The following is a 12,440-nucleotide window of genomic DNA, read 5'->3' on the forward strand; positions in this document are numbered from 1 at the left end:
CCCGGGGGCGGGTCAGGCCGTGCCCTCTTCGGCCTGGTCCCGCAGGAAGTTGCTCACCTGGCAGGCCAGGCCCTCGCGGCCCACGCCCGCGTGCGTGGCTCCCTCGTCGAGTCCGATGCCGCCCGCCCACAGCCGGCGGTCGGCCCACTCGTCGTCGACCCGCAACTGGATCTGCACGTCGATCTGGCCGAGGCCCGCCTCCGGTCCCGCCGCGAACAGCACGGCGGTGGCGCGGCGCAGCGGGTAGACGTCGAAGCCCTCGATGAACTGCGAGTTGCGCCAGTCGATGAAGGCGCTCTCGCCGTCGGGGCCGATCCGCACATCGATCTGCCCGTCCTCGAGATGGACGGTCGGATGCAGGTCGCCGCGGTTCTCGACGGTCACCCGGACGCTGAAGTACGTGAGCCCTTCGGCGGCGTCGTCGCGTCCACGCGGCGGCTCGGCCGCCTCCAGACGGTGGACGCGGACACGCAGACCGGCATGCTCGTCGTACTCCTGCCAGTCCCCGACCACGTTCGGCTCGTACACAGTGCACCTCTTCGACCTCAGAGAGCTGCTTCCTATCTGTGTGCTCAATGCACTGTCAAATGAGCGGAATGCGCTGTGGCCAGGGAATTCACCCTCTTTGATCGCTGATCAAGCCGTGCGCAGGAAGAATCCGCCGAGCGGCCGGAAAAATCCTTCCACGGGCGTGCCGCACATCACGTTCCGCGCGCATGATCAACGGGCCAGCCGGCCGAGGAGCGAGGAGGCCGCGGTGATGCCGAGCGCGGCGGCCACGGCCAGCACCCCGAAGTCGAGCGCCAGATGGGCGTGGGTACCGAGGAGGAGCCCGCGCAGGGCGTCGACTTCGTAACTGAGCGGGTTCACCTTGCTCACGGCCTGCAGCCAGCCCGGCATCACGGACAGCGGATACAGGGCGTTGGAGCCGAAGAAGAGCGGCATGGTGATGGCCTGCCCGATGCCCATCAGGCGGTCCCTGCTGAGCACGATGCCGGCGATGGTCATCGACAGGCAGGAGAAGAACGCCGAGCCGAGGATCACGATCGCCCCGACGCCGAGGAGCTTGAGCGGGTTCCAGGTCAGGGACACCCCGAGGAGGGCGGCGATGACGATGACGACGACCGCCTGGATCAGCGACTTCACGCCGGCCGCGAAGGCCTTCCCGGTGGTCAGTGCCGAGCGCGGGGTGGGCGTGACCAGCAGCTTGTTGAGGATGCCCGCGTCCCGCTCCCAGATGATCTGGATGCCGTAGAAGATGGCGATGAACATCGCCGACTGGGCGATGATGCCGGGCGCCAGATAGTCGATGTAGGGGATGCCCTGGGTGGGGATCGCCTTGATGCGGGTGAAGGTCTGGCCGAAGATCAGCAGCCACAGGGCGGGCTGGACCGCGCGGGTGTAGAGCTCGGTGCGGTCGTGGCCGAGCTTCTGCAGTTCCACGGCGCACATCGCCACGACCCGGGCGGGCAGCACGCGCCAGCCCGCGCGGGGCTCCGGCGGCTTCAACAACAGGCCTATGTCAGCCGACACGGTTCGCGGTGCGGCGGGTGCTTCGGACATCGCGGAAATCCCCTCCCTCGTCTTCGAGTCCGCTGCCGGCGACATCGCGGAAGACGTCCTCCAGGGTCGGCAGGGCGTCGGTGCCACGGCTCTCGGCAAGGCCCCGCCGGAGTTCGTCGGGGGTGCCGAGGGCGCGGATGCGGCCGCGGTGCATGAGGCCGACCCGGTCGCAGTACTGGTCGGCCTCGTCCATGTAGTGGGTGGTCACGAGGACCGTCATGCCGGTCGCCTCACGCACGGCGTTGATGTGCTCCCACACGCCGGTGCGGGCGATCGGGTCGAGGCCGATGGTCGGCTCGTCGAGGATCAGCAGCCGGGGTGCGCTGACCAGGGCCTGGGCGAGCTCGAGGCGGCGGACCATGCCGCCGGAGTAGGTACCGGCGAGCCGGTCGGCGGCGTCGGTGAGGTCGACCGCGGCCAGTGCCTGGGCGACGCGTTCGGCGCGTTCCTTGCGGGCGACGTCGAAGACCCGGGCGAACAGGGTGACGTTCTCCCGGCCGGTCAGGTTCGCGTCGGCGGACAGCTGCTGCGGGACGTAGCCGAGCAGCCGGCGTACGGCCATCGCGTCGCCGGCGGTGTCGCGGCCGAAGACGTGGATCATGCCGGCCGGGACCGGGAGCAGGGTGGTGATGCAGCGGATGGCGGTGGTCTTGCCGGCGCCGTTGGGGCCGAGCAGTCCGAAGACCTCGCCCTCCTCGACGGTCAGGTCCAGACCGTCCACGGCCTTCGTGTCACCGAAGGCGTAGGTCAGCCCCGTACAGGAAACAGCTTCGGGTGTCATGCGTCCCCGGCCTCCTCGTGCAGAGTGACGGCGAGCGCGCGCAGCGCGGGGAGTGCGGCGCGCAAAGCCTCCTGATCGGCCGCGTCCAGCCGGGTGATGTGCCGGCTCACGAGTGCGACCCGCCGCTGCTTCCAGTCCCCGAGCCGTGCCTCGGCCTTCCCGGTGAGCAGCAGACGGGCGGCGCGCCGGTCGGCGGGGTCGGTCTCACGGACCAGGTGGCCCTCCTTGACGAGCTGGTTGACCAGGGTCGAGACGGAGTTCCCGGCCAGATACAGCTCCTTGGCGGCGTCGGAGACGCCGATGCCGGGCCGTGACTCGACCAGGCGCAGCAGTTCGACCTCGGCGCCGCGCAGCCGCGGCACGGTCAGTCCGGCGCGCAGCCTGCGTCTGAGCAGTCGCTGGACACCGACGAGTGCGTCGGCCAGCTCTTCCGGGAAGGTCTCGTCGTCCACATCGCCGAGGTTACCTCTGCAACAGAGGTATCTCCCCCAAGAGCTGGTCAAACACATATCCGATGATTGGCTCCCTTTGTTTCATTTCATCCGAGAACGGGAATCCGCAGAGAAGTGCTTCGGACAGGAGGCACGTCTCCGTGGGAGCCCGCCCAGAGGGCCCCGGATGTCCTTCCTCACGTCCGATCGCGCGCCTCCCACGGTGTCTGTCCATCCAGCACCACAGGGAGGTGCGCGGCATGTCGTCCGTCGCCACCAGAAGACAACCTCATCCGCACGACGACGCCCCCGACACCGACAGGGCGTTCGTGCGCCTGGCGGAACTGCCCGACGGTCCGGAACGCAAGGCTCTGCGGGACGAACTGGTCGAGCTCTGGCTGCCCATGGCCGAGCGGATCGCCGTCCGGTTCCGGGGCCGCGGGGAGTCCCTCGAGGACCTCTACCAGGTGGCCGCCCTCGGACTCGTCAAGGCGGTCGACCATTACGACCCGGCACGCGGGAGCGCCTTCGAGGCGTACGCGGTGCCGACGGTGACCGGTGAGATCAAGCGGCACTTCCGCGACCACATGTGGACGCTGCACGTGCCGCGCCGGGTGCAGGACCTGCGCAACCGGGTCCGGCAGGCCTCGAAGGAGCTCGCACAGACGCCCGGGCATACGCCCACCGTCGCCGAGATCGCCGAGCGGGCGCAGCTGACCGAGGACGAGGTACGCACGGGTGCGGAGGCGCTGGAGTGCTTCTCTGCGCTGTCACTGGAGGCGGAGATGCCCGGCACCGACGGCTACGCCCTGGGCGACGCGCTCGGCGGCCCCGACCCCGGCTTCGACGTGGTGGTCGACCGGGTGGCCGTCCGGCCCTGCCTGGAGGCCCTGCCGGAGCGCGAGCGGACCATCCTGTACCTGCGCTTCTTCCAGGGCATGACACAGAGCGGCATAGCCGAGGAACTCGGCATCTCGCAGATGCATGTCTCCCGGCTGCTCAGCACGTGCTTCGCGCACCTGCGCGAGGAGGTCCTGGCCGACGCCGACTGAACCCGAGGGACACCCTCACTCGGGCGGCGCCCCCGGAATCTGCGTCGGACCGTAACGGTCGAGGGCGTCCTCCAGCTCGGCCTGGATCTCCGGCGGGATCTCTCCGGACCGTCCCCAGATGAGGATCAGGTCCGCGACGTTGCGCAGTTTGATGTTCGTGTGCTGGGAGACGTCCTTCAGCACTTCCCAGCCCTGGTCCGGGGTGACCCTGCCGAGCGCGACGACCATGCCGATGGCCTGGTCCACGACCGCGTGCGAGGCCATCGCTTCCTTGAGCTGGCCGATCTCCTCCTGCAGGGCGAAGATCCGGTCCGACTCGTCGGCGGGTTCGTTCGGTACGACTGGCACCCATCCATCCTGTCACCCGGACAGGCCCGCGCCACCCGGCGGCAGGCGTCCGGGCCACCGTTTCGGCGCCGCCTCCGGGGTACTCGGCAGGCGCCCGAAGCGGTTCCGGACGGACACTGGTCGAAGACCGCCCGGTGGCCGCCGGCCGACGAGAGCAGGACGCGACTGCCATGAACCACGACCCGAGACATCCCACCGTGACCGCGGATGTCGTCTCCAGCCACCATGTGTTCGGTGCCCCCTGCTGGGTCAGCCTGACCAGCCGCGACCAGCAGACCACGGAGGAGTTCTACGGGGCCGTGCTCGGGTGGGAGTGGAAGCCCGCGAAACTCGGCGAGCGCTTCCGGGTCGCGCTGGTGGACGGCACGCCCGTCGCCGGGATCGCGGCGGTGGCGTCGATGTGGCAGATGGCGGTGGCCTGGACCGCGTACTTCGCGGTGCCCAGCGCGGACGAGGCAGCGGCTCGCGTACAGGAACGCGGCGGCACCCTGGCCGTCGGCCCGCTGTCCTTCCCGCCCGGACGGGCGGCCCTGCTCTCGGACCGCGACGGCGCGACCTTCGGCGTCTGGGAGGGTGAGCTCGTCTCCAACTGGGAGGGGTGGCGCCGCGCCCAGCCGGCCTTCGTACGGCTGCACACCCGCGACGCGTTCGACGCCGCGATCTTCTACGGCGAGGTCCTCGACTGGGCGACCGAGCGTCCCGGCTGCTGCGAGGTCCGCTACGAGGCCGGCGAGGTGGTGCTGCGCAGCAGGGGCGACGTGGTGGCGCGCATCGAGTCGGGGGCGCTGGGCTCGGCCCCCGATCCCGGCATCCGGCCGCACTGGCAGGTCCACTTCGCGGTCGCGGACGTGGCGGCCTGCGCCAAGGCGGCGGAGGTCCACGGCGGCAGCGTGCTCTCGCAGAACCGCGAGGAGGCCGTGCTGCGCGACCCCGACGGAGCCCAGTTCACGGTGACCTCGCGCCGCGTGCGCTGACGGACACGTGCACTGAGGGACGCGTGCGCTGAGGGCGCGCGCCGAGAGCCGCCGTCACGGCCGCGGACTTGGCGGCCTGCGCCAAGGCGCGGACATCCCACGGCGGCAGCGTGCCTCGCAGAACGGCCACGAAGCCGTCCTGCACGACCCCGACGGAGCCCAGCTCACGGTGACCTCGCGCCGCGAGCCCCGCCGTCGCCGACAAGGGCGGCCGCATCGGGCAGCTGGTCGCCGCGGGGCGCCCCCAGAGCCCCGGCTCCTACGCCCCCGACGCCGACATCCAGCGGCAGGCCGACGACCCGACCGTGCGCACCCCGTCCTTCACGCGCCCGCGCGGGACGGCCTCGACAGCAGCACCAGGCTGCGCGCCTCGATCGTCATCTCCGAGCCGGCCTTGTGCTCCGCCTCATCGGCGCCCTGGGGTTCCGCCGTGTCGAGCAGGGTCGTCCAGCGTTCGCCGTAGGCGGGGCCCGGCAGCCGGAAGTCGACGGGCTCCCAGTGACCGTTCAGCAGCAGCAGGAACGAGTCGTCGACCACTCGGCGTCCGCGCGGATCCGGTTCGGCGATGGCGTCGCCGTTCAGGAAGACCCCGACCGCGTGCGCGTCGGAGCGCTCCCAGTCCGCCTCGGCCATCTCGCGGGCGTCCGGCAGCAGCCAGACCAGGTCGGGCAGCGGCTGCCCCGCGTGCGTGACGGTCTCGCCCTGGAAGAACCGGCGCCTGCGCAGGACGGGATGCGCCGTGCGCAGGCCGATCACGCGCCGTGTGAACTCGGCGAGTTCGCGCTGCTCCTCGCTCAACTCCCAGTCGATCCAGGAGACTTCGTTGTCCTGGCAGTAGGCGTTGTTGTTGCCCCGCTGGGTGCGGCCGAGTTCGTCGCCGTGACTGAGCATCGGAATGCCCTGCGAGAGCAGCAGGGTGGCAAGGAAGTTCCGCTGCTGGCGGGCCCGCAGCTCCAGTACGGCGGGGTCGTCGGTCTCGCCCTCGGCCCCGCAGTTCCACGACCGGTTGTCGCTCTCGCCGTCCTGACCGTCCTCGCCGTTGGCCTCGTTGTGTTTGTCGTTGTAGGAGACGAGGTCGCGCAGGGTGAAACCGTCGTGCGCGGTCACGAAGTTGACGCTGGCCCGCGGGCGCCGCCGGCTGTGCTGGTACAGGTCGGAGGAGCCGGTGAGCCGGGAGGCGAACTCGCCGAGCGTGTGCGGCTCGCCCCGCCAGAAGTCCCGTACGGCGTCCCGGTACTTGCCGTTCCACTCCGACCACAGCGGCGGGAAGTTGCCGACCTGGTAGCCGCCCTCCCCCACGTCCCAGGGCTCGGCGATCAGCTTGACGCGGCTGATCACCGGGTCCTGCTGGATGAGGTCGAAGAACGCCGACAGCCGGTCCACCTCGTGGAACTGCCGGGCCAGCGTGGCGGCGAGGTCGAAGCGGAAGCCGTCGACGTGCATCTCGGTCACCCAGTAGCGCAGCGAGTCCATGATCAGCTGGAGCACGTAGGGGTGCCGCATCAGCAGGCTGTTCCCGGTGCCCGTGGTGTCGTAGTAATGCTCCCAGTCGCCGTCCACCAGCCGGTAATAGGAGGCGTTGTCGATGCCCCGGAAGGAGAGCGTGGGGCCCTTCTCGTTGCCCTCGGCCGTGTGGTTGTAGACGACGTCGAGGATGACTTCGAGGCCGGCCGCGTGCAGCGCCTTCACCATCGCCTTGAACTCGGTGACCTGCTGGCCGCGGGTGCCGTGGGCGGCGTAGGCGTTGTGGGGCGCGAAGAAGCCGATCGTGTTGTAGCCCCAGTAGTTGGCGAGGCCGCGGTCCTGGAGCACCCCGTCCTGCACGAACTGGTGCACCGGCATCAGCTCGACGGCGGTGACACCGAGCGAGGTGAGGTGGTCGATCACCGCCGGGTGTGCGAGACCGGCGTACGTGCCGCGCAGTTCCGGCGGGACGTCGGGGTGGGTGCGGGTGAGCCCGCGGACGTGGGCCTCGTAGATCACACTGTCGGCGTAGAAGCGCCTGGGCGGCTGGTCGTCGCCCCAGTCGAAGGCCGGGTCGGTCACCACGCCGAGCATCGTGTGCCCGGCGCTGTCGGCCTCGGGGGTGTGGAGCGAGGGGTGGTTGTCCGTCTCCCCGTCCACCGCCTTGGCGTACGGGTCGAGGAGCAGCTTCCCCGGATCGCACCGGTGGCCGAGTGAAGGCTGCCAGGGTCCGTGCACCCGATAGCCGTAACGCTGCCCCGGCCCGACGCCCGGCAGGAAGCCGTGCCACACGAAGCCGTCGACCTCGGTCAGGGGAATGACGCTGTGGGCGCCCCGCTCGTCGACCAGGACGAGTTCGACACGCTCGGCGACCTCGCTGAACAGCGCGAAGTTGGTGCCCTCGCCGTCGAATTGGGCGCCCAGCGGGTAGGGGTGCCCGCTCCAGGCCGGCACCCGCTTCCCGCTCTTGTACGGCTTCTTCCTGGACGACGGCACGCTCAGCACCCGCCGTCGGCAGTGGTGGCGGCCAGGACTGCGACCGGCATCTCGCGCGGCACCTGGAGCACCTCCCGCAGGGTGGGCTCGGGGGCCGTCGGCACGAGCGGAACGCGCTCGCCGGCGCGGGCCCGCTGCGAGAACCAGATGACCTTGCTGCCGGTGTCGGTGGCGCAGCAGCCCCAGCCGTCGCTCATCGCGGCGATCCGCTCCAGGCAGGCGCGCAGGTCCAGGTCCGGGCGCAGCTCGCTGTCGTTCTCGGCGACGGCGGTGATGAGGTGCTGGCCGTTCCACCACAGCTCGATCGAGGTGTTCTTGTCCCTCGCGTGCTCGTCGATGGCCTTGAGCAGCAGTTCGGCACCACCGCAGACGGGCTCGACCAGGGTCTCGAGGTCCCAGAGCCGTAGATGGGCGGCCAGGATGCGCCTGACCTGTCCGACCCGTTCCGGGCTGACCTCCACGTCGAGGTGGTAGTAGCAGGGCACTGCGGTCTTCATCGTCACTCCTCACCGGCGAAGCTCCCGCTCCTCCCGGCCCCCGCGGGACCGGACCCCGAAACACGGAGCGTGAGTGCTGATCGCTTCAGAGTCACTCCAGAGTGGGAGTGCTACGCCATTCGTGCAACACGAGCGATCCATGAGGTGGTTGAAGAGCCAACAAGACGCTGAGTCGTGACCCGTGCACCATGAGTGAAGATCTCGCGAGTCCCGCATCTGCTCCAGCCCGGAAAGGTGTACGGCGCCATGCTGCTACCGGCCAAAGCCGAAGTCGCCCGGCAACTTCGGCGGTATCGCGCCTGGGAGCGCGTCATGCTGGCCTCCCCCACCGACCGCACCGTCCGGGCCACCTTCGAGGACTCGGGTTACACGCTGTGCGTGCTGATGGGCAAGCGCTGCGCGCGTGAGGCGGCCGAGGCCGCAGAGCGCTATCTGCGCACCAGCGTGGGCGCCTACCTCCAGGAGCAGAGCGACCTCCCCCGCACCGGGGCTGTCGCCAGGCGTGGTCCGCCGAGATCCGCGGAACGTTCCCCCGCGGGGAGGTAACCCCTTCCGGCGCAGCTTCGATCCCCGGCCGGGCGCAGTCAGCGCCCGGCCTCGAGCACGGCGGAGGCGAGAGCATGAGTTCCACCCCGGTCATCGGCCGCATCCCGGTACGGGACGTCCGCCCTGCCGTCGAGTCCGGCAGGCGTCCGGCGAAAGCGGTCGTGGGAGAGACGTTCGAGGTCACCGCGACGGTGTTCCGCGAGGGCCATGACGCCGTCGCCGCGAACGTCGTCCTGACCGACCCGGAAGGGCGTCACGGCCCCTGGACCCCGATGCGGGAGCTGGCCCCCGGCAGCGATCGCTGGGGCGCGGAGGTCACTCCGGACGTCGAGGGCCGCTGGACGTACCGCGTCGAGGCGTGGAGCGACCCGATCGGCACCTGGCGCCGCGTCGCCCGCATAAAGGTTCCTGCCGGCCTCGACACCGGTCTGGTCCTGGAGGAGGGCGCCGAGCTCTACACCCGTGCCGCGGCGGGCGTCCCGGAGGGCCCCCAGCACGCGGTGCTGGTGGCCGCGGCGAAGACGCTCGCCGACGACTCGCTGCCGGTCGCCACCCGTCTGGCGGGCGCCCTGACGCCTGACGTGGACGCGGTGCTCGCCCGCCATCCCCTGCGGGAGTTGATCACGGCGTCGGAGACGCTGCCGCTGCTGGTGGAGCGGGAGCGGGCGCTGTTCGGGTCGTGGTACGAGTTCTTCCCGCGCTCGGAGGGCACCGCGGAGCGGCCGCACGGCACGTTCCGCACGGCGGCCCGCCGGCTGCCGGCGATCGCGGCGATGGGTTTCGACGTGGTCTACCTGCCGCCGATCCATCCGATCGGGACCACGTTCCGCAAGGGCCGCAACAACACGCTGTCCGCGGGTCCGGACGATGTGGGCGTGCCGTGGGCGATCGGCTCGCCGGAGGGCGGCCATGACGCGGTCCACCCGGATCTGGGCACGCTGGAGGACTTCGACTGGTTCGTGCGGGAGGCGAACGGGCTGGGTCTGGAGATCGCGCTGGACTTCGCGCTGCAGTGCTCGCCGGATCATCCCTGGGTGCACAAGCATCCGGAGTGGTTCCACCACCGCCCGGACGGCACCATCGCGTATGCGGAGAACCCGCCGAAGAAGTACCAGGACATCTACCCGATCGCCTTCGACGCCGACCTGGAGGGGCTGATCGCGGAGACGCTGCGGGTGCTGCGGCACTGGATGGGCCACGGGGTGCGGATCTTCCGGGTGGACAATCCGCACACCAAGCCGGTGGTGTTCTGGGAGCGGGTGATCGCGGACATCAACGCCACCGACCCGGACGTGATCTTTTTGGCGGAGGCGTTCACCCGGCCGGCGATGATGCACACCCTGGCCCAGATCGGCTTCCAGCAGTCCTACACGTACTTCACCTGGCGCACCACCAAACAGGAGCTCACCGAGTACCTGACGGAGCTCTCCGGTGAGGCGGCCTCCTACATGCGGCCGAACTTCTTCGCCAACACCCCCGACATCCTGCACGCCTTCCTCCAGCACGGCGGCCGGTCGGCGTTCGCGCTGCGCGCGGTGCTGGCCGCGACCCTCTCGCCGACCTGGGGCATCTACTCCGGCTACGAACTGGCCGAGAACGCCCCGGTGCGGGAGGGCAGCGAGGAGTACCTGAACTCGGAGAAGTACCAGCTCAAGCCCCGCGACTGGGACACCCCCGACTCCCTCGCCCCCCTGATCACCCAGCTCAACACCACCAGGCGCCGGCACCCCGCCCTCCAGCGCCTCCGGAACCTCCGCTTCCACCACACCGACAACGACGCGGTCATCGCCTACAGCAAGCGCACCGGTGACGACACGGTCCTGGTGGTCGTGAACCTCGATCCGCACCACACCCAGGAGGCCACGGTCTCGTTGGACATGCCGCAACTCGGCCTGGAACGGCACGAGTCCCTGTCCGTACACGACGAACTGACGGGTGAGACCTACCGCTGGAGCAGCAACAACTACGTGCGTCTGGATCCCGGTCGAGCACCCGCGCACGTGTTCCAGGTCCGGAGGTCGGCACCGCAGATCGGAGGATCCACACCGTGACCGTCAACGAGCCCGTCCACGACACTTTCGAGGACACCCCGGCGAAGGACCGGGATCCCGACTGGTTCAAGCGTGCGGTCTTCTACGAGGTGTTGGTCCGTTCCTTCCAGGACAGCAACGGCGACGGCGTCGGCGATCTGAAGGGCCTGACCGCCAAACTCGACTACCTCCAGTGGCTCGGTGTCGACTGCCTGTGGCTGCCGCCGTTCTTCAAGTCACCGCTCAGGGACGGCGGCTACGACGTCTCCGACTACACCGCCGTCCTGCCGGAGTTCGGTGACCTCGCCGACTTCGTGGAGTTCGTCGACGCCGCCCACCAGCGCGGCATGCGGGTGATCATCGACTTCGTCATGAACCACACCAGCGACCAGCACCCGTGGTTCCAGGAGTCCCGCAAGAACCCGGACGGGCCGTACGGCGACTACTACATGTGGGCCGACGATGACAAGCAGTACGAGGACGCGCGGATCATCTTCGTCGACACGGAGGCCTCCAACTGGAGTCACGACCCGGTCCGCGGCCAGTACTACTTCCACCGCTTCTTCTCCCACCAGCCGGACCTCAACTACGAGAACCCGGCCGTCCAGGAGGAGATCCTGGCCGCCCTCCGCTTCTGGCTCGACCTCGGCATCGACGGCTTCCGGCTGGACGCCGTCCCCTATCTGTACGCGGCGGAGGGCACCAACTGCGAGAACCTGCCCGCCACTCACCAGTTCCTGAAGCGGGTCCGCAAGGAGATCGACGCGATGTACCCGGACACGGTCCTCCTCGCGGAGGCGAACCAGTGGCCGGAGGACGTGGTCGACTACTTCGGCGACTACCAGGCCGGCGGCGACGAATGCCACATGGCGTTCCACTTCCCCGTCATGCCCCGCATCTTCATGGCGGTCCGCCGCGAATCGCGCTACCCCATCTCGGAAATCCTCGCCAAGACTCCGGCCATCCCCGACAACTGCCAGTGGGGCATCTTCCTGCGCAACCACGACGAGCTCACCCTCGAAATGGTCACCGACGAGGAACGCGACTACATGTGGGCCGAATACGCGAAGGACCCGCGGATGCGCGCCAACATCGGCATCCGCCGCCGGCTCGCCCCCCTCCTCGACAACGACCGTGACACGATCGAACTGTTCACCGCCCTGCTGCTGTCCCTGCCCGGCTCGCCGATCCTCTACTACGGCGACGAGATCGGCATGGGCGACAACATCTGGCTCGGCGACCGCGACGCCGTACGCACCCCCATGCAGTGGACCCCCGACCGCAACGCGGGCTTCTCCACCGCCGATCCGGGCCGGCTCAACCTGCCGATCATCATGGACCCCGTCTACGGGCATCAGGTCACCAACGTCGAGGCGTCGATGGCCTCGCCGTCCTCCCTGCTGCACTGGACCCGCCGGATGATCGAGATCCGCAAGCAGAACCCCGCGTTCGGCCTCGGCAGCTTCACCGAACTGCAGTCCTCCAACCCCGCGGTACTGGCCTTTCTGCGGGAGTACGAGGACGACCTGGTCCTGTGTGTGAACAACTTCTCCCGGTTCGCGCAGCCCACGGAGCTGGATCTGCGTGAGTTCGACGGCCGGCACCCGGTCGAGCTGTTCGGCGGGGTGCGGTTCCCGGCCATCGGTGAACTGCCGTATCTGCTGACCCTCGGCGGGCACGGCTTCTACTGGTTCCGGCTCTCCCGAGTCGCATCCCGCATCGGCCGACGCCTTTGAGCGTGCCGACGAAAGGACGCGT

General features: G+C 69.6%; 12 protein-coding genes. 5 read left to right on the plus strand and 7 right to left on the minus strand.

Going from position 1 to position 12,440, the window contains the following annotated elements:
* Positions 1–12: 12 nt before the first annotated feature.
* The 4 genes from ACIBJB_RS38500 to ACIBJB_RS38515 all read right to left on the minus strand — a co-directional run bounded on the left by ACIBJB_RS38500 (position 13) and on the right by ACIBJB_RS38515 (position 2,796).
* The gene (locus ACIBJB_RS38500) at positions 13–528 is read right to left on the minus strand and encodes a hypothetical protein (RefSeq protein ID WP_398938023.1); all 516 of its coding nucleotides are present in this window, start codon (positions 526–528) and stop codon (positions 13–15) included.
* Positions 529–720: 192 nt separating this feature from the next.
* Complete coding sequence (locus ACIBJB_RS38505; RefSeq protein ID WP_398938025.1) at positions 721–1,563, minus strand: ABC transporter permease; 843 nt, start codon at positions 1,561–1,563, stop codon at positions 721–723.
* On the minus strand, positions 1,523–2,344 hold the full coding sequence (locus tag ACIBJB_RS38510; protein ID WP_398938027.1) for an ABC transporter ATP-binding protein: 822 nt from the start codon (positions 2,342–2,344) through the stop codon (positions 1,523–1,525). Before ACIBJB_RS38510 ends, ACIBJB_RS38505 begins: the two co-directional genes overlap by 41 nt.
* Positions 2,341–2,796: a MarR family winged helix-turn-helix transcriptional regulator gene (locus ACIBJB_RS38515; protein WP_398938029.1), complete on the minus strand. Its 456-nt coding sequence runs from the start codon at positions 2,794–2,796 to the stop codon at positions 2,341–2,343. Before ACIBJB_RS38515 ends, ACIBJB_RS38510 begins: the two co-directional genes overlap by 4 nt.
* Positions 2,797–3,035: 239 nt before the next feature.
* Between ACIBJB_RS38515 and ACIBJB_RS38520 the strand changes: the two genes are divergently transcribed.
* On the plus strand, positions 3,036–3,827 hold the full coding sequence (locus ACIBJB_RS38520; RefSeq protein ID WP_398938031.1) for a SigB/SigF/SigG family RNA polymerase sigma factor: 792 nt from the start codon (positions 3,036–3,038) through the stop codon (positions 3,825–3,827).
* A 15-nt stretch (positions 3,828–3,842) separates the two neighbouring features.
* On the opposite strand, the gene ACIBJB_RS38525 is transcribed toward ACIBJB_RS38520, so the two are convergent.
* Positions 3,843–4,175: an ANTAR domain-containing protein gene (locus ACIBJB_RS38525; RefSeq protein ID WP_392776874.1), complete on the minus strand. Its 333-nt coding sequence runs from the start codon at positions 4,173–4,175 to the stop codon at positions 3,843–3,845.
* A gap of 170 nt (positions 4,176–4,345) precedes the next feature.
* Here ACIBJB_RS38525 and ACIBJB_RS38530 point away from each other — a divergent pair, with 170 nt between their 5' ends.
* On the plus strand, positions 4,346–5,149 hold the full coding sequence (locus ACIBJB_RS38530) for a VOC family protein (protein WP_398938034.1): 804 nt from the start codon (positions 4,346–4,348) through the stop codon (positions 5,147–5,149).
* A 321-nt stretch (positions 5,150–5,470) separates the two neighbouring features.
* Here ACIBJB_RS38530 and glgX read toward each other — a convergent pair whose 3' ends face one another.
* Together glgX and ACIBJB_RS38540 are read right to left on the minus strand one after the other, a co-directional pair.
* Positions 5,471–7,567 (minus strand): glycogen debranching protein GlgX, encoded by a 2,097-nt coding sequence (glgX, locus tag ACIBJB_RS38535; RefSeq protein ID WP_398938218.1) that lies wholly within the window; start codon positions 7,565–7,567, stop codon positions 5,471–5,473.
* Positions 7,568–7,611: 44 nt separating this feature from the next.
* Positions 7,612–8,106 carry a pep a2 gene (locus tag ACIBJB_RS38540; protein ID WP_306986170.1) on the minus strand — a complete coding sequence of 165 codons (495 nt, stop codon included), beginning with the start codon at positions 8,104–8,106 and terminating at the stop codon, positions 7,612–7,614.
* Positions 8,107–8,352: 246 nt separating this feature from the next.
* On the opposite strand from ACIBJB_RS38540, the gene ACIBJB_RS38545 reads away from it, so the two are divergent.
* The 3 genes from ACIBJB_RS38545 to treS all read left to right on the plus strand — a co-directional run bounded on the left by ACIBJB_RS38545 (position 8,353) and on the right by treS (position 12,418).
* On the plus strand, positions 8,353–8,652 hold the full coding sequence (locus ACIBJB_RS38545) for a DUF5133 domain-containing protein (RefSeq protein ID WP_398938036.1): 300 nt from the start codon (positions 8,353–8,355) through the stop codon (positions 8,650–8,652).
* A 74-nt stretch (positions 8,653–8,726) separates the two neighbouring features.
* Positions 8,727–10,703: an alpha-1,4-glucan--maltose-1-phosphate maltosyltransferase gene (locus ACIBJB_RS38550; RefSeq protein WP_398938038.1), complete on the plus strand. Its 1,977-nt coding sequence runs from the start codon at positions 8,727–8,729 to the stop codon at positions 10,701–10,703.
* Positions 10,700–12,418, plus strand: a complete 1,719-nt coding sequence (treS, locus tag ACIBJB_RS38555) for a maltose alpha-D-glucosyltransferase (protein ID WP_398938040.1) — start codon at positions 10,700–10,702, stop codon at positions 12,416–12,418. The genes ACIBJB_RS38550 and treS overlap by 4 nt, the downstream gene beginning before the upstream one ends.
* Positions 12,419–12,440: the final 22 nt, after the last annotated feature.

Source organism: Streptomyces sp. NPDC050759 (genome assembly GCF_044456945.1).
GTDB lineage: Bacteria > Actinomycetota > Actinomycetes > Streptomycetales > Streptomycetaceae > Streptomyces.

What these genes read in the sequence shown, in the direction of transcription:
- ACIBJB_RS38505 (WP_398938025.1), bottom strand. Translation starts at nt 1,563, where the DNA reads ATGTCCGAAGCACCCGCCGCACCGCGAACCGTGTCGGCTGACATAGGC.
- ACIBJB_RS38510 (WP_398938027.1), bottom strand. Translation starts at nt 2,344, where the DNA reads ATGACACCCGAAGCTGTTTCCTGTACGGGGCTGACCTACGCCTTCGGT.
- ACIBJB_RS38520 (WP_398938031.1), top strand. Translation starts at nt 3,036, where the DNA reads ATGTCGTCCGTCGCCACCAGAAGACAACCTCATCCGCACGACGACGCC.
- ACIBJB_RS38530 (WP_398938034.1), top strand. Translation starts at nt 4,346, where the DNA reads ATGAACCACGACCCGAGACATCCCACCGTGACCGCGGATGTCGTCTCC.
- ACIBJB_RS38540 (WP_306986170.1), bottom strand. Translation starts at nt 8,106, where the DNA reads ATGAAGACCGCAGTGCCCTGCTACTACCACCTCGACGTGGAGGTCAGC.
- ACIBJB_RS38545 (WP_398938036.1), top strand. Translation starts at nt 8,353, where the DNA reads ATGCTGCTACCGGCCAAAGCCGAAGTCGCCCGGCAACTTCGGCGGTAT.
- ACIBJB_RS38550 (WP_398938038.1), top strand. Translation starts at nt 8,727, where the DNA reads ATGAGTTCCACCCCGGTCATCGGCCGCATCCCGGTACGGGACGTCCGC.